Annotated in this window: 12 protein-coding genes; 9 read left to right on the plus strand and 3 right to left on the minus strand. The window is 69.1% G+C overall.

The window, feature by feature from the left end:
* Nucleotide 1 precedes the first annotated feature (1 nt).
* Nucleotides 2-3,790: a DNA translocase FtsK gene (locus OVY01_RS02045; protein ID WP_267845263.1), complete on the minus strand. Its 3,789-nt coding sequence runs from the start codon at nt 3,788-3,790 to the stop codon at nt 2-4.
* 599 nt (nt 3,791-4,389) lie between these two features.
* On the opposite strand from OVY01_RS02045, the gene OVY01_RS02050 reads away from it, so the two are divergent.
* The 7 genes from OVY01_RS02050 to OVY01_RS02080 all read left to right on the plus strand — a co-directional run bounded on the left by OVY01_RS02050 (nt 4,390) and on the right by OVY01_RS02080 (nt 13,166).
* Nucleotides 4,390-5,640 carry a dicarboxylate/amino acid:cation symporter gene (locus OVY01_RS02050; protein WP_267845264.1) on the plus strand — a complete coding sequence of 417 codons (1,251 nt, stop codon included), beginning with the start codon at nt 4,390-4,392 and terminating at the stop codon, nt 5,638-5,640.
* Nucleotides 5,641-5,719: 79 nt separating this feature from the next.
* Nucleotides 5,720-7,804, plus strand: coding sequence for an ATP-binding protein (locus OVY01_RS02055; protein ID WP_267845265.1), 2,085 nt, complete (start codon nt 5,720-5,722; stop codon nt 7,802-7,804).
* Nucleotides 7,805-7,846: 42 nt separating this feature from the next.
* On the plus strand, nt 7,847-9,184 hold the full coding sequence (locus tag OVY01_RS02060; protein ID WP_267845266.1) for a sigma-54-dependent transcriptional regulator: 1,338 nt from the start codon (nt 7,847-7,849) through the stop codon (nt 9,182-9,184).
* Between the two features lie 162 nt (nt 9,185-9,346).
* On the plus strand, nt 9,347-9,634 hold the full coding sequence (locus tag OVY01_RS02065; RefSeq protein WP_267845267.1) for a DUF3649 domain-containing protein: 288 nt from the start codon (nt 9,347-9,349) through the stop codon (nt 9,632-9,634).
* Nucleotides 9,635-9,637: 3 nt separating this feature from the next.
* Entirely contained in the window at nt 9,638-11,233 is a 1,596-nt protein-coding gene (locus tag OVY01_RS02070; RefSeq protein WP_267845269.1) for a PepSY-associated TM helix domain-containing protein, read from the plus strand.
* Complete coding sequence (locus OVY01_RS02075) at nt 11,230-11,589, plus strand: DUF3325 domain-containing protein (protein ID WP_267845270.1); 360 nt, start codon at nt 11,230-11,232, stop codon at nt 11,587-11,589. The genes OVY01_RS02070 and OVY01_RS02075 overlap by 4 nt, the downstream gene beginning before the upstream one ends.
* A 149-nt stretch (nt 11,590-11,738) precedes the next feature.
* A complete protein-coding gene (locus OVY01_RS02080; RefSeq protein ID WP_432422214.1) occupies nt 11,739-13,166 on the plus strand; it encodes an MFS transporter in 1,428 nt (475 codons plus the stop codon).
* Here OVY01_RS02080 and OVY01_RS02085 read toward each other — a convergent pair.
* The gene (locus OVY01_RS02085) at nt 13,099-13,965 is read right to left on the minus strand and encodes a winged helix-turn-helix domain-containing protein (RefSeq protein WP_267845273.1); all 867 of its coding nucleotides are present in this window, start codon (nt 13,963-13,965) and stop codon (nt 13,099-13,101) included. The genes OVY01_RS02080 and OVY01_RS02085 overlap by 68 nt on opposite strands.
* Nucleotides 13,966-14,009: 44 nt before the next feature.
* Complete coding sequence (locus tag OVY01_RS02090; RefSeq protein ID WP_267845275.1) at nt 14,010-14,255, minus strand: DUF2866 domain-containing protein; 246 nt, start codon at nt 14,253-14,255, stop codon at nt 14,010-14,012.
* A gap of 227 nt (nt 14,256-14,482) precedes the next feature.
* Here OVY01_RS02090 and OVY01_RS02095 point away from each other — a divergent pair, with 227 nt between their 5' ends.
* Together OVY01_RS02095 and OVY01_RS02100 are read left to right on the plus strand one after the other, a co-directional pair.
* On the plus strand, nt 14,483-16,351 hold the full coding sequence (locus tag OVY01_RS02095; protein ID WP_267845277.1) for an ATP-binding protein: 1,869 nt from the start codon (nt 14,483-14,485) through the stop codon (nt 16,349-16,351).
* A 6-nt stretch (nt 16,352-16,357) separates the two neighbouring features.
* Nucleotides 16,358-17,086 carry a response regulator gene (locus OVY01_RS02100; protein WP_267845279.1) on the plus strand — a complete coding sequence of 243 codons (729 nt, stop codon included), beginning with the start codon at nt 16,358-16,360 and terminating at the stop codon, nt 17,084-17,086.
* Nucleotides 17,087-17,164: the final 78 nt, after the last annotated feature.

The raw sequence follows: 17,164 nt of genomic DNA on the forward strand, positions 1-17,164 counted from the left end.
GCTACTCGGCCGCGCCCGGCACCAGCACATCGCGTCCGCCGTTGTTGCCCATCGACGAGACGACGCCGGCCACCTCCATCTGTTCCACCAGGCGCGCGGCCCGGTTGTAACCGATCCGGAACTGCCGCTGCACCGAGGAAATCGATGCGCGCCGCGAGCGCACCACGAAAGCCACCGCCTCGTCGTAGAGCGGATCGGCTTCGGCGTCGCCGCCCTCGCCGCCGTTCGCATCGCCCCCCACGCCATCGACGGTGCCCCCGGCGAGGATGCTTTCCTCGTAATTCGGCTCGCCGAACTGCTTCAGATGCTCGACGACGCGGTGCACTTCGTCATCGGCGACGAAGGCGCCATGCACGCGCTGCGGGTCGCCGCTGCCCGGCGGGAGGAACAGCATGTCGCCCTGGCCCAGCAGGGATTCCGCGCCCATCTGATCGAGAATCGTCCGGGAGTCGATCTTCGACGACACCTGGAACGCAACCCGGGTGGGGATGTTCGCCTTGATCAGGCCGGTGATCACGTCCACCGACGGGCGCTGCGTGGCCAGCACCAGATGGATGCCGGACGCCCGCGCTTTCTGCGCCAGCCGTGCGATCAGTTCCTCGACCTTCTTGCCGGCCACCATCATCAGGTCCGCCAGCTCATCGATGATGACCACGATCATCGGCAGCGGCGCAAGCGGCTCCGGCGCATCCGGCGTCAGCGAGAAGGGATTCGTCAGGCGCCGCTCGGCGGCGATGCCGGCGCGGATCTTCTGGTTGAATCCGGCGAGATTGCGCACCCCCAGCGCCGACATCAGACGATAGCGCTTCTCCATCTCGGCCACGCACCACGTCAAGGCGTTCGCGGCCAGCCGCATATCGGTCACGACCGGCGCGAGCAGATGCGGAATGCCTTCGTACACCGACAGTTCGAGCATCTTCGGGTCGATCATGATCATGCGCAGTTCGTCGGGCGTCGCCTTGTACAGCAGCGACAGGATCATCGCGTTGACCGCGACCGATTTACCCGAGCCGGTGGTCCCCGCGACCAGCATGTGCGGCGCACGCGCCAGATCGATGACCACGGGCGCCCCCGTGATGTCCTTGCCCATCGCGATCGCCAGCGGCGAATCGTGGTGCTGGTAGGCGTCCGATGCGATGATTTCCGACAGGCGGATCATCTGACGCTGCGGATTGGGTAGTTCCAGACCCATGCAGGTCTTGCCCGGAATCGTCTCGACGACGCGAATCGACGTGAGTCCCAGCCCGCGCGACAGGTCTTTCATCAGGCCGACGATCTGGCTGCCGCGCACGCCGATGGCCGGCTCGACCTCGAAGCGCGTGATGACCGGTCCGGCGGACGCGCCGACGACGCTCACCGGCACCTTGAATTCGCGCAAACGCTGCTCGATGAGCTGCCCGGTTTCGGCGAGCGCTTCCTCGGATGCCTGTTCCACCGCGTCGCCGGGCGGCGCGAGCAGGTCCAGGCCGGGCAGATCGACGCTCGGCGCCTCGGGCAGCAGGCTGGAAAACGCCTCGGTTGGCGCGGCGCGGGGCGCGGTGGCCGCCGGCGCGCCGTTCGCGGACGCGACGGCGACGCCGGCTGCCGGCGCGCCGGGTAACGGCGCCGCCGCGAAAGATGGCGGCGTGACCGCGGGCGGCGCCGCGTGGACCGGCGGGGGTGCCGCCGGCACTCGCCACGCATTCGGTGCCGGGGACGCCAGCGGTGGCTCGGGATACGCCAGCGGCTCGTCGTCCTCCAGGCGCGTGCGCGGGTCGTCCATGAACCGCGGCGGCTCGACGGCAAGCGGTTGCGGTTGCGCGGCCTCCGACGGGTCGATCGCGCCGGGGCTTCTACCGGAAGCAGGCGTCGCGCCGGCCTCTCGCGCGACGTTCGGCGGCGTCGCGGCGAACGCATGGACGGGTGCGTCCTCCCATGGCGGAACACGGGTGCCGGGCGCCGTATCCGACGTCATCGCGGTCCCGGGTTCGCCGGCGAGCGCGGGTCGCCAGGCATCCGTTTCCCGGACGACATCCCGCGTCACCGCCAGCGAATCCAGCTGCACTGCCGGCGGTGCAACGTACGACGATGGCGCAGGCGCCAGGGACGCAGGCTCGGCCACGGCGACAGAGGTGGGGTCAAGCGCAGGCGACAAGGGTGCCGGGGCCGGCGTTGGCGCAGGCGTTGGCGTTGGCGTTGGCGTTGGCGTTGGCGTTGGCGTTGGCGTTGGCGTTGGCGTTGGCGCAGGCGCAGGCGCAGGCGTTGGCGCAGGCGCAGGCACAGGCACAGGCGTTGGCACTGGCACGGGCGTTGGCACGGGCGTTGGCACGGGCGTTGGCACGGGCGTTGGCGCGAGCACCGGCGCAGGCGCAGGCGCCGGAATCGGCTCGACCGCCGGCACGGGCGTCCACGCCAGCGGCGCGGTCGATATCGTTACGGCGGGAGGCACTGGCGGTGGCACGGGTGGGGTCGAAGACGCCATAGAGGGCGGGTTCGTCCGCGCGGGCATCGGCGAGGATGCCGGCGCGGACGCGGGCGCCGTATCCGCACGCTCGATGATCGACACCCAGGGCGTCGGCGGCGCCTCGCTTCCCCCCACAGGCGCCGATCGTGCAGCGGCCGGAGCCGGTGGCGGCTGACGCTTCCACGCGGGCTCACGCCGTTCCTCGACCGGATGCGGCAGGCCGCCCGCCGGCGCACGCCGGCCCGGGTCCACACGTGCGGCCGGCGACGACGCGGCGGCGCGCGGCGCGATCGCCACGGCGTCCGGCACCGGCCGGGTCACGATCCGCGATTCCGCACTGCGCGGGGCGGAAGCCGGCAGCGGCATACCCGCGGACGATGACAGCGGCGACAGCGGCCGCTCCGGCGGCACGGCCGCCGGCCGTGACGCCGATGCCGGCACCCAGGGCCTGGCGCCGCGCGTCACCGGTCGCGCGGCGGCCACTTCCCGTTCGCGCGCAGTCTGCGCCGCGGCGCGACGCCAATCGTATGCGCCCTCCGGCACCGCCGAACCCCGATTGGGTTCGCGCAATACGACCGGCTCGGGCTTGCTCCCCTTGCCGAGCACGCGCGCCACCGCACCCGCGCGCACCAGCTTCGTCGACGAGGGCATCGACGGGCGCAGCGACGAAAGCGACGACGCGGGCGGCAAGGCATGGTCGACTCGCTCACCGGCATGCAGCGTGGCCGGCGCACCCGTGCCGGCTCCCCCCTGGGCAGGCGGCCAGGCTGACGGACGGACCGCGCCGCGCGATGCCGTCCAGGCCTCGCGGCGCCCCTCGGCGCGCGAATCCGTGCGCGCATCCGACCACCCCTGCGCGCGCGCGTCGACCCCGGACTCCTGGCGCGCGTCGTGACGCGAATCCGCGCGCCGCGCCTGCCGGCTCGCACGTCGCGGCGCATGCTCGGCGAACGCCCGTGCCCAGCCCGGCGCGCCGAACCCCAGCGAATCACTGAGCGCCGCGAACGCACCGACCACCCGCCGCCAGCCCCATCCCAGATACCAGGGCAGGACCGCCAGCGTGATCGCGAACGCCAGCGCGGTCGCCGCGCCGCCGCCGACGCGGGATGCAAGGAAGGCATGCGCGCCCTGCCCTACCGATCCCGCCGCGCCACCGCGCCAGCCGGCCTCGAACGTGGCCGCGGCGATCAACACCACGACCAGCGCCAGGCACAGCGCCGCGATGCCGCCGCCGTCCCGCCCGCCGCCGGAACGCGTAGCGTTGAACACCGCGCGACCCAATCGCCAGAAGAAGGGAAGTATCAGAAACGCGGAAAAACCGAATAAACCGACAACTACATTGAGCATGCGAGAAATCTGGATGAGCGAACCGACGCCCGAGCGTCGGCCGGGATTGTGCTGTAGCGCTGCCGCCGCGCGGAACCGCGCCTCCGGGAGGCAATCCCGAGCGGCGCTTTCCTGCGCGGCGCTTTCCCGCGCGACATTGCTGCAAGTTTACCCGTTTGCCGACGGCCTGCACGCGGCATCGATCGAATTGCCGTCGAACGGCGCCGCGTGCGTCCGGCGAACCGGACACGCGCCTTGTGAATTTTCCGAAAAACCATAAACGCGTTTCGGCATCGGCGCGGCGAAGCCCGGCCCGCAACGGTTTTCTGAAGACGCGCGATTGGCACCGGTCTTGCTAAAAAGAGCTACCGCACCGCGCGGTCATGACAACAAGCAACGAGAGGAGACCAGCATGCACCGTTTCATTCCCGCCGCCGACCGGCCCGGGGGTCGTCCCGCGTCCGGGCCGGCCGTCAGGACCGCGTCCGTCGCTCCCCCGTTCCTCATCGCGAGCCGGTCGGTCCGCAACGCATGACCCGCGGCGCGCCGCCGTCACCCCTTGCCGCGCAGGCCAGCCGCCGGCGGAAAAAATTCAGTCAAGCCAGACATATGGAGTCGTCGTGAAACAACCCTTCTACAAGGTTCTGTACATCCAGGTGCTGATCGCCATCGCCCTTGGCATCGCGCTCGGTCATTTCTATCCGAAGCTCGCCATCGACATGAAGCCGCTCGGCGACGCCTTCATCAAGCTGATCAAGATGATCATCGGTCCGATCATCTTCTGTACCGTCGTCACCGGCATCGCCGGCATGCGCGACATGAAGAAGGTCGGCCGCGTCGGCGGCAAGGCGCTGCTGTATTTCGAAGTGGTGTCGACGTTCGCCCTGGTCATCGGCCTGGCCGCCACGCACATCCTGAAACCGGGTTCCGGCTTCAACGTCGACGTCAAGACCCTGGACGCCAGCGCGGTCGCTTCGTACGCCGCGAAGGCGCACGGCCAAAGCACGGTCGACTTCTTCATGCACATCATTCCGGACAGCTTCGTCTCGGCCTTCGCGCAAAACGAGATCCTGCAGATCCTGCTGATGGCCATTCTTTTCGGCAGCGCGCTGGCCTCCATCGGCGAACGCGGTCACGCGCTGAATGAACTGATCGAGAAATTCTCGGCGGTCTTCTTCTCGATCGTGCGCATCATCACGCGTCTGGCCCCGCTGGGTGCGTTCGGTGCGATGGCGTTCACGATCGGCAAGTACGGCGTGGGCTCGCTGATCCCGATGCTCAAGCTCATGGGCTCGTTCTATCTGACCTCGCTCATCTTCGTGCTGGTGGTACTGGGCGTCATCGCCCGCCTGGCCGGGTTCCGGATCGTGCGTTTCCTGGCATACATCAAGGAAGAACTGCTGATCGTGCTGGGCACCAGTTCGTCGGAAGCGGCATTGCCGCAGTTGATGCTCAAGCTGGAAAAGCTGGGTTGCGCGCGTTCGGTCGTCGGGCTGGTGGTGCCGACCGGTTATTCGTTCAACCTCGACGGCACGAACATCTATATGACGATGGCGGTGCTGTTCATCGCGCAGGCGACGAACACCGATCTGTCGTGGGGTCAGCAGCTGACGCTGCTGGCAGTGACGATGCTGACGTCCAAGGGCGCCAGCGGCGTGACGGGCTCCGGCTTCATCACGCTGGCCGCGACGCTCGCCGTGGTGCCCACCATCCCGCTGTCGGGCATGGTGCTGATCCTGGGCGTCGACCGCTTCATGAGCGAGTGCCGCGCGCTGACGAACATCGTCGGCAACGGCGTGGCGACGGTGGTGGTATCGGGCTGGGAAAACGAACTCGACCGCACCAAGCTGAAAACCGAACTGCGCCTCTGACGCTGCGCGGTCGATCGCGCGAAGACCTGCCCGCTCGGGCAGGCCGCCCCTGCTTCGTGTGCGCTGAAATCTGACGATCGTGATCCGTCGCCTCACCCTCTCCGTCGCCCTCGTCGCCGCGCTGCTCCTTGCCTGCCTGGCGACCTGGACCATCAGCTGGCAGCAGGGCATCGTGCGCCTGCGGGAACACGCCGCAGCCGGCGTCGATCGCGTCGACATCAATCTGAAGTCGGCGCTGGACCGCTACGCAATCCTCCCCTATCTGCTGGCGACCCACCCCTACGTGCAGGAAAGCCTGCATCTGAGCGCCGCGCGGGACACCGCGCCGCCTGGGGCCGAAGACGCCACGCAGGCGATTCAGCGCACCAACCTCTTTCTCGCGCGGGTCAATCGGGAAGCGCAGGCGAGCGCCACCTACATCATCGACGCGGCGGGCGACTGCATCGCGGCGAGCAACTGGCAGGGGCCGGTCAGTTTCGTCGGCCGGCGCTATCTTTTCCGTCCGTATTTCCAGGACGCGATCCAGGGCCGCGCGGGCCGCTTCTTCGGCATCGGCACGAGTGCCGCCGAGCCGGGCTATTTCGTTTCGCAGCCGGTGCGCGCGCGCGACGGCGCCATCATCGGCGTGGCCGTGGTGAAGCTTGATCTCGAATGGTTCCAACGCAGCGACGCCGGCGAGCCGCTGATCGTCACCGACGATCATGGCGTGATTTTTCTGTCGTCGGAACCGGCGTGGAAATACCATACGCTGACACCCCTGTCGGCCAACGTCGCGGCGGCGGTCGACGCCTCGCGGCAATATGCCCAGCAACGCCTGAGGCCCCTGAACATCGTCACCGAGCAGGTGTTGGCGCCGGACGCGCGTATCGTACGCGTGGGCGAACGCGGCCACGCCACCCGCTATCTGGCCAGCACCCGCCAGCTCGCCGAACCGCACTGGCAGCTCACCGTCTTCACGTCGCTCGATCCGGTGGTCTCCGGCGCCAACTACGCGACCGCCATCACCGCCTTCAGCGGGCTCTGCCTGTTCCTGCTGCGTTTCTACCTGCGCACGCGCCGCGCGCGCATCCAGGACATGCTCCGCAGCGGCGCCCTGCTGCGCACCGCCTACGCGGAATTGAACCAGCGCGTGGACGAACGCACCGCCGATCTTTCCGCGGCGAACGCGCTGCTGCACACGGAAGTGCGCGAGCGCACGCGCGCCGAACAGGAGCTGCGCGCCGCGCATCGCGAACTGGTGCAGGCCAGCAAGCTCGCGGCGCTCGGCCAGATGGCGGCCGGCATCACCCATGAACTCAATCAGCCGCTCGCGGCGTTGCGCACGTTTTCCGACAACACCCGGATCCTGCTGCAACGCGACGAGCGCGATGCCGCCGCGGAGAACCTGGAGGCCATCGCCTCGCTGACGGACCGCATGGGCCGCATCACCAACCAACTGAAGCTGTTCGTCGGCAAGGCGCGACCGCGCGACGTCCGCACCCCCGTGCCGCGTGCCATCGCCAATGCGCTGACGGTGCTCCAGGGCCGTCTGCACGCGGTCGCGCTCGGTGTCTGGTACGATCCCGTCTGCCGGCTCGACGACGCGCCGTCCGATTTCGCCCCGGATGCCGCCGCCCGCCCGCCGGGCGCGGCCTCCATCGCGCTCGCGCCCGGCCTGCACGGCGCGGCGCCGCGCGAACCCTGGCCCCTGCCGGATGCGGACCTGGCGCTGGCGCGGGCACGGCGTCTGCCGATGGACCCGGAAACGATGCCCGACACGCCCGCGGTATGGTGCGACCAGCTGCGGCTCGAACAGTTGCTGATCAACGTCATCGGCAATGCCGCCGATGCCTTGCGCGCGCGGCCGCAACCGCGTATCGACCTGCTGGTGTCGACCACGCCGTCGCACGTGACGATCGCGGTCCTGGACAACGGCCCGGGGATGACCGCCGACGTGCTCGCGCACTTGTTCGAGCCCTTCTTCACCACCAAGGAGAGCGGCGAGGGACTGGGCCTGGGGCTGGCGATCTCGGCGGCGATCGCCAGCGAGTACGGCGGCACCTTGCGCGCGGTCAACCGGCACGTGCTCGCCAGCGCGGCGCCCGCCGCCGCCGGCGCGGTGTTCATTCTCACGCTGCGCCGCGCGGACGGCGCCGCGCGACAGTCGCTGCTGCACGGTCCCTAGATTTTTTCCCGGCGCGCATAGCAGCCTTCACCGAGTCTTCTCATGCACGACGGTCTCAAGGTCATTTTCATCGAGGACGACGAACTCGTCCGGCGCGCCAACGTGCAGAGCCTGCAACTGGCGGGCGTGGCGGTCGCGGGCTATCCGAACGCCGAATCGGCCCTGCCGCTGATCGACGCCGCACTGCCCGGAATCGTGGTCTGCGACGTGAAACTGCCAGGCATCAGCGGCCTGGATTTGCTGACCCACTGCCATGAGGTCGCGCCGGACGTACCGGTCATCCTGGTCACCGGACACGGCGACATCACGATGGCGGTGCGGGCAATGCGCGACGGCGCCTACGATTTCATCGAGAAACCCTTCGCGGCCGACCGCCTGCTCGACACCGTGCACCGCGCGCTCGCGCATCGCAAGCTGTGGCTCGAAAACCGGGCGTTGCGGCGCGAACTGGCCGCCGGCGAGGAAGGCGGCACGCGCCTGATCGGTTCGAGCCCGGCGATGGCACGCGTGCGCGACATCCTCGTCAATATCGCGCCGACCGACGTGCCAGTATTGATCAGCGGCGACACCGGCGCGGGAAAGGAAGTTGTCGCGCGCAAGCTGCACGAGATGTCGCCGCGCCGCGACCGGCCGTTCGTCGCGCTGAATTGCGGCGCGCTGCCCGAAACGATGTTCGAGACGGAAATGTTCGGCCATGAAGCCGGCGCCTTCACCGGGGCGATGAAACGGCGCCTGGGCAAGCTCGAATATGCGTCGGGCGGCACCCTGTTCCTCGACGAGGTCGAAAGCATGTCGCCGGCGCTCCAGGTCAAGCTGCTGCGCGTGCTGGAGGACGGGCTGATCGAGCGGCTCGGCGCGAACGAAGCGATCCGCGTCGATTGCCGTATCGTGGCAGCCGCGAAGGGCGACATGGAAGCGCTGATCGCCGCGGGCGGTTTCCGGCGCGATCTCTTCTATCGTCTGAACGTCGTCACCGTCATGCTGCCGCCGCTCTCGGCGCGGCGCGACGATATCGTGCCGCTGTTCGAGCACTTCGTGCTGGCGGCCGCGGTGCGCTACCAGCGCCCGGCGCCCCTGCTCGGCGAGCGGCGGCGCGCGGAACTGCTGCAACGGGAATGGCCCGGCAATGTGCGGGAATTGCGCAATGCGGCCGACCGGTTCGTGCTCGGCATTCCCGAAACCGCCGACGCCGATGGCACGCTCCCCGAAGCGCGCTCGCTCAAGGAGCGTACCGAACAGTTCGAACGCGCGTTGATCGGCGATGCCTTGCGGCAGAACAAGGGCTCGGTCACCGCGACGGCGGCACAGCTGCAATTGCCGAAGGCCACGCTGTACGAAAAGATCAAACGCTATAGCCTGCAGGCGCGCGGGGATAGCTGAAGGCGGGGTTGCCCGGCGGATACGGCGGCCCAGATAAACGTTGCACGACATGCGCTTGACAGTAATAATTCTCATTCTTGTACCCACGCGCCATTGCATGCTCATGTCTTTCCTGCCGGTCTGCCCGCATCGGCTTGCGCGCCCCGGCACGCGGACCGCGCGATGATCACCACGCGCTATCGCCTCGCGATCGCGGTACGCGTGCTGGCGGCCATCGTCGGCGGCTATGCGCTCGCGGCGCAGGGCGCCGTCTGCATCGCCCTGCTCTTCCAGATGCTGCCCGACGAAGCGGTGGTCGCGGGCATGCTGGCCAGCTTCGCGATCTACGCGGCGGCGGTCGTCTGGGCCTTCGCCGCCCGCAGCGCGCTGCGGGCTTGCCTGGGACTCGCCGTGGCCGCGGCGGTCGTCGGCGGCGTGAGTGCCCTCGGCCGCCACGCGCTGGCGGGCTGAGCGATGAAAAACGGCTTTCGCCAATCGATGGCCTGGCTGCATACCTGGGTCGGCCTGGTGGTCGGCTGGATGCTCTTCGCGATCTTCGTGATGGGCTCGGCCAGCTATTATCGCGCGCCGATCACCGAGTGGATGCAGCCCGAGAGACTGCTCGCCGCGCAAGCGGCGCCGTCGCCGGGCGCCGTCGATGCCGACACCCAGACGCGGCTCGCGCAACGCGCGGTCCTGCAATTGCAGCGGGTCGGGCCGACCGCGTCGCGCTGGCTGGTGGATTTCCCGGACAGCCGCGGCAACGCCGGACGCATCGGCTGGGAGCACGACGGCACGTTCAGCACCGCGCCGCTGGAGACGCGCGAGGGCGTGGCGGCGGCCGGTGCGAACGCCCCCCGCGCCACCGCCGGGGGCCAGTTCTTCTATGAATTCCACTTCCAGTTGCACTACCTGCCGTGGTACATCGGCCGCTGGATCGTCGGCTTCTGCGCGATGTGCATGCTGGTCGCGCTGATCAGCGGCATCGTCACGCACCGTCGCATCTTCACCGATTTGTTCACGTTCCGGCCCGGCAAGGGGCAGCGGTCCTGGCTCGACGCGCACAATGTCGCGGCGGTGCTCGCGCTGCCCTATCACCTGATGATCACCTATACCGGGCTCACCACGATCATGCTGATGCTGATGCCCTGGGGCATGCATGCGCGCTATCCGGGCCCCGAGGGGCAGACGCGCTTCATCGCCGATGCCTACGATTTTCAGGCGACGCGCGCGCCGGCGGGCATTCCCGCACACCTGACGGCGATCGCGCCGCTGGCCCGGGCGGCGATCGACGAATTCGACGGCTCGTCGCTGCGGCAGATCTGGATCGACCGGCCGAACGACGCCGCGGCACGCATGAAGTTCATGCGCGGCGCCGACGACCGCCTGTCGAACGCCACGCAAAGCCTCACCTTCGACGGCATCACCGGCACACGCCTGTCGCGCGTGGGCCCGCATGGCGCGGCCAGCATGACGGCCGGCGTGATGTCCGGCATCCACCAGGGGGAGTTCGCGCACCCCGCGCTGCGCGCGTGCTTTTTCCTCTCCGGGCTCGCCGGTGCGGCGATGGTGGCGACCGGGCTCCTGATGTGGGCGGTCAAATACCGGCAGAAGCAGACCAGGACGGGACGCGTGCGGTTCGGCACCCATCTGGTCGAACACCTGAACATCGCGACGATCGCCGGTCTGCCGATCGCGATCGCCGTCTATTTCTGGGCGAACCGCCTGCTGCCGGCCGGACTGTCGACGCGCGCCGACTGGGAAGTGCGTGCGTTCTTCCTTGCCTGGCTGCTGGCGGCGCTGCATCCGCTGCTGCCGTCGCGTCGCGTGCGACACCGCGCGTGGATCGAGCAGTGGTGCGCCGGGGCGCTGCTGTTCGGGGTGCTGCCGCTGCTCGATCGTCTGAGCATCGGCGCCTGGGTGATGCCGTGGTTCGATGCCGTCTGTCTGGCGCTGGCGCTGCCGTGCGCGCTGATCGCGCGCCGTCTGCGCCGCCCGCCGGCTGGCCGGCCGACGCGGCGCTACAAGGGTCCCGCGGATCCCGCGGATCTCGCGGATCCCGCGCGATGAGCGATGCCATCCTGGCGACGCCTGCACTGTTGTTCGCCTATGCCGGGTGCGCAGGCTACGGGCTGGCGATGGAACGCCACCGCGACCACGCGTTCGCCCGGCCGCCGGGCGCGCGCGGCGTCACGGCGCTGCGCGCGCTGGGCACGCTGTGTCTCGTCCTGTCGGCCGCCGCCTGCATCCACGCCTGGGGCGGACCGATCGGCTGCGTGGCCTGGTTCGCCGTCGTCACCGCCGCGGCCATCGCCTTCACCGGGCTGCTGCGCTACCATACCGTCCTGGCGCGCCGTCTCACGTGGCTGACGCCCGCCGTCGCGCTGGCGGTGTTCGGTGCCACGCAATGGCTGAACGGCGCCTAGCAAGGCCAATTCCCGCGCGGAACATGGCGCCCCGAACATCCGCGCCACCCGTTCAATTCGAAACGTCCCGCGCGCCCGGCGTGCAGGAAGACGTCTCCTGGAGACCTACGATGGGTTCGTCCCGACCCGCATCCCGCGCGTTCGCCGCCATGTCGCCCGTGGCGCCCGGATTGCCTCCGGGGGCCACGACAGACGCCACGACGCATGCCACCGCGAGCGAGCTGTCCGCCCGCCTCGACCGCCTGCCCGCAACCCGCAGCATCTGGAAACTCGTCGTGCTGCTCAGTCTCGGGTTTTTCTTCGAGATGTACGATCTGTTGTTCACCGGCTACGTGGCCCCGGGCCTGGTGCGCAGCGGCCTGCTGACCGCGAGCACGCCGGGGCTGTTCGGCACCACCGGCGTCGCCGGATTCATCGCCGCGCTGTTCGCCGGGCTGTTCGTCGGCACGATCGCCTGCGGCTTTCTGGCGGATCGTTTCGGTCGACGCAGCATCTTCACCGGGTCGCTGCTCTGGTACACGGTGGCGAACGTCATCATGGCCTTCCAGGACACCGCGACCGGACTCAACATCTGGCGCTTCATCGCAGGCATCGGTATCGGCGTCGAGCTGGTCACGATCGGCACGTATATCGCCGAACTCGTGCCCAAGCAGATTCGCGGCCGGGCATTCGCGTGCGAGCAGGCGATCGGTTTCGTCGCGGTGCCGGTCGCGGCCTTCCTCGCCTATCTGCTGGTGCCGCGGCATTTCTGGGGCCTCGACGGCTGGCGCTGGGTGGTGCTGATCGGCGCGCACGGCGCGCTGTTCGTCTGGTGGATCCGCCGCCATCTTCCGGAAAGTCCCCGCTGGCTTGCACAGCGAGGCCGGCTTGCCGAGGCCGAGGCGATCGTCGCCGCGCTCGAACGCCGCGTGGCCGCGGAGCACGGCGGGCCGCTGCCGCCGCCGCTGCCGCCCGAGCCGGTGGCCGCGCGCGCGCGCTTTCGCGACATGTGGCTGCCGCCGTACCGTCGCCGCACGATCATGCTGGTGATCTTCAATGTCTTCCAGACGATCGGGTATTTCGGCTTTGCGAACTGGGTACCCACCCTGCTGATCAAGCAGGGCATCACCATCACCACCAGCCTGATGTATTCCAGCGTGATCGCGATCGCTGCGCCCCTGGGTCCGATCATCGGTCTGTTCATCGCGGACCGTTTCGAGCGCAAGACGATGATCATCGCGATGGCGGGCACCAGCATGGTCTGCGGCCTGCTGTTCAGTCAGGTGACGTCCAGCGTGCTGCTGATCCTCATGGGCGTAGGGATCACGCTGGCGAACAATGTCATGTCGTTCAACTTCCACGCGTATCAGTCGGAGCTGTACCCCACCTCGATCCGCGCGCAGGCGGTCGGCTTCGTCTACTCGTGGAGCCGTTTTTCCGCGATCTTCACGGCCTTCGCCATCGCTTCCGTCCTGGGCCATTTCGGCGTCGGCGGGGTATTTCTGTTCATCGCGGGCGCGATGCTCATCGTCATGCTCGTGATCGGACTGCTGGGGCCACGGACCCGGAACGTGGCGCTTGAAAAAATTTCCCACTGACTTCGACGCGGCTCGCCGGGGCGGACGCGGCACGACGCGCGTCCGACGCGACCGCGCGTGCCCGGCCGCCGTTACCGACCGGTGCGCCCGCGGAATCGCCGCCCCGGGGATTGAAGACATACCCGTGACCCCGTACCGTCTGGATGAAGCGCGGCTGGCCCGGGTCGGTCTCGATCACGCGTCGCAGCCGGCAGACCAGCACGTCGAGCGAACGCTCGCAGGCGCCCGATCCGCGGCCCTGCAGCAGCGTGATCAGGCTGGCGCGCGACAGGACCTTCATCGGGTGCTCGACGAACAGTTGCAGCAAGGCGAAGGCGCTGCCCTGGAGACTCACGAACGTGCCGTTGCGCAGCAGGGCGCGGCGCGCGATGTCCAGCCGGAAATCGCCGAACACGCTCGCGTCGGCCGTGGCGCCGGTCGCCGGCGCGGTGCGCGGCCGGTGGCGCATGACATTGCGGATGCGCGACAACAGCTCGCGGGGATTGCACGGCATATCGAGATAATCGTCCGCGCCCAGTTCCAGGCAGATGATCTTCTCGATGGCGTCGACGCGTTCGCCCAGCATGATGACCGAGGTATCGCAACCGGCCTGGCGCAGCGCTTCGAGCAGACCGACGCTGGTGGCACCGGGCAGATTGTCGCAAAGCAGGATCAGGGCCGGCGCATCCAGCGCGACGCGCCGCATGAGTTGCGCCGGGTCGTTCGACAGCAGGACATCGACGCCGTGACCGCCCAGGAAGGCGACCAGATCGGTGCTCCATTCACGCGTGGGGCCGACCAGCAAGATTTGCAGATTCATCCGGTTCTCCAGTAAGGCGGCGCGGGGGACCCGCGCGGCCGGAATCAATACCCCAGCAGCACGTGACCACGCGACGGCGCGAGGCCGTCGTTGGCGACATAGCGCAGCCCGGCGCGGTGGCCGCGCAGTTGCTGCTCGATCTGGGCCGGCGTGGCGCTGCCCGGTACCGCCAGCCGGGTGCTCCCGCCTTCGGGGTGGGTCCACTCGATGATGCGGCAGCACTCACCCCACAACTGCATCAGGGGCTCCGACACCTGGCAGCTGCGCAGGGGAATCGGCTCTGGCGACATGGATCCCCGCGCCTGTTGGCGGGAGGTGCGGCGAGGAGCGGACGGGGCGCTTGGCATGCGGGTTTTCCAGAAAGCGGCGACGCGGAACGTACGGGCGGCGCCATGACGGGATACGACACTTGCATGGTAATCAGGCAATACGCAGCGACGATGGAGAAAAGATGGAGAACCCGTGGAGATTCGCCGTAAACATCGGCAAGCCTCCCGCGCTCCATTAAACTGCCGACATGGACAGCCATGCCTCCGATCTTCGCGAACACCGCGCCCCGTCCGTCTCTCCCACCGCGGCGGGCGGCGGCCGGCGCATCGGTGCCGCGTTGCTGAAACGGCGGTATCGGCGACCTCGGGCGAAGGTGCGCTTCAGCATCACGATGAAGATGTTCCTCGCCGTTCTGGTCGCCTGTCTCGTCATCTCCCTGACCATGGGCTACGCGATTCGCGTCAGTTTCGAGAACGGCTTCCTGCGCTACGTGCGGGCCCGCGACGCGGGCCGGGTTCAGGCCGTGAGCGCACGCGCGCAACTGGCGTACGCGGCACATGGCGGCAACTGGGATTTCCTGCGCGGTCACCCGGACGCGTGGATCGCCCTGCTCGATGCCGCGCAGGACGACCTGCGCCGCCAGGACGCCGCCGAGGCCGAGGTGAGCAAGCACGCGAGCTGGCGCGACTTCCCCGGTAGCGGCACCGTGCATCATCTGCTCGACGGCCTGGCCGGCGAACCGCAGCACGGTCCGCATTGGAGCATGCGGATGCCGCGGCCGAATGCGAACGCGACGGGCCTGCCGTCCGATCTCGTCGTCGAGCCGCCGCGCGATCCGGCCGCCGCCGTCGCACAGCTCGCCACCACGGCGTCGTCCGCCGCATCGCAGCCCCTGACGGCACCCCTGTGGGACGGCGGCCTGCCGCCTTTCGCCCCGCCGGGAAACGCGGGCACGCCCCCGGGCACATCGATGGGGCCGATGGGTCCGCCGCGTCACGAAGGCTTGCGTCCCCCGGCCACGCTGCTCGACAGCGACAAGGTACTGGTGGCCAGCAACGTGGACGGTTCCCTCATGAACGGCGGCCTGGAACCCATCGTCTATCAGGGCCGTACCATCGGCTGGCTGTCCGCCGGCGGCCCGAACATGCTCTCCGACGCGGCGGACATCGCCTTTCAGGAGCAGCAGATGCGGGCCGCCCTGCAGATCGCGGGCGTGTCGGTGGTGCTCGCGGCGCTGGTCGCGCTCCTGCTCGCACGCGTCATCCTGGCGCCCGTGAAGCGCCTGATGGCCGCCACGCACCGGCTCGCCAGCGGCGACTTCACCGCCCGCGTGCCGGCGGGGCGACGCGACGAGCTGGACCGGCTCGCGGGCGATTTCAACGTGCTGGCCGACTCGTTGCAGACCACGCAGCGTTCGCGGCGCGACTTCATCGCCGACATCTCGCACGAACTGCGCACGCCGCTGGCCGTGCTGCGCAGCGAACTCGAGGCCATCGAGGATGGCGTCCATGCGTTCGACCGGGAGTCGCTGACGTCCCTGCAAACGGAAGTCACCCTGCTGAACACCATCATCGAGGACCTGTACGAACTCTCCCTGAGCGATGTCGGCGCACTGCGCTATCACAAGGAGCCAGTGGATATCGGCGCGCTCACGGCCGCGGCGGTGGACGGCTTCCGCGAACCCTACAAGGCGAAGCAGCTCACGCTGCGCCTGACGCTGCCCGAGCCGGACGGTCCGTCCAGCGCGGCGCGACCCTTCGAGGTCGATCCCGGCCGCTTCATGCAACTGCTCAAGAACCTGCTGCAGAACTCGCTGCGCTACACCGACGCGGGCGGGGAAGTGCACGTGCTCATCTCCGTCGCCGACGATGGCTGGCGCCTGGACGTGCACGACTCCGAACCCGGCGTCCCGGCCGCCGCGCTGCCGCGCCTGTTCGACCGCCTGTATCGGGTGGATGCGTCCCGCAGCCGACAAAGCGGCGGCGCCGGCCTGGGGCTGGCGCTGTGCCGGGCGATCGTCGCCGCGCATGGCGGGGCGATCGATGCGTCGCCGTCCCCGCTGGGCGGCGTGCGGATCGTCGCGCATTTCCCGGTCGAATCCGCCGAGCCCCACTAGAACGCCATGAACACCCCCCCGCACATCCTGATCGTCGAGGACGAACCCAAACTGGCCGTGGTGCTCGCCGACTACCTTCACGTCGACGGTTTCGCGACCACATCGCTCGCCGACGGCCAGGACGTCATTCCGCACATCCGCCGCCAGCCGCCAGACCTGATGCTGCTCGATCTGATGCTCCCCGGGCGCAGCGGCATCGACATCTGCCGGGAGCTGCGGCAATTTTCCACGCTGCCGGTCATCATCCTGACCGCCCGCGTCGACGAGATCGACCGCCTGCTGGGTCTGGAACTGGGCGCCGACGACTACGTGTGCAAGCCCTTCAGCCCTCGCGAGGTCGTCGCCCGCGTCAAGGCGATCCTGCGTCGCATGGCCAGCGCCCCCGCGCGCGCGCCGTCGCCCGCGGCCGCGGCCACGGCCAGCGTCGCGGTCGCGCCGCAGCAGGGCGCCCCCGGACTGTGGCTCGACGAAGCGGCGTACAGCGCCCGGCTCGACGGCGTCGCGCTCAAACTCACGCCGGTCGAGCTGCGCCTGCTGGCGCTGCTCGCGAAATCGCCCGGACGCATCTTCCAGCGCGAATATCTGCTCGGCCATCTGTACGACGACCACCGCGTCGTCACCGACCGCACCATCGACAGCCATGTGAAAAACCTGCGCCGCAAGCTCCAGGCGCTGCGGCCCGGCAGCGATCCGATCGCGTCGGTCTATGGCGTGGGCTATCGTCTCGACCTGTAAACCGGCATACCTTCCATCGACACCGCCGTCTCATCCGGCGGGGAACGGGCCGGCGGATTCGGCGAGGGTCACAGTACA

It is taken from the genome of Robbsia betulipollinis (assembly GCF_026624755.1).
Classification (GTDB): domain Bacteria; phylum Pseudomonadota; class Gammaproteobacteria; order Burkholderiales; family Burkholderiaceae; genus Robbsia; species Robbsia betulipollinis.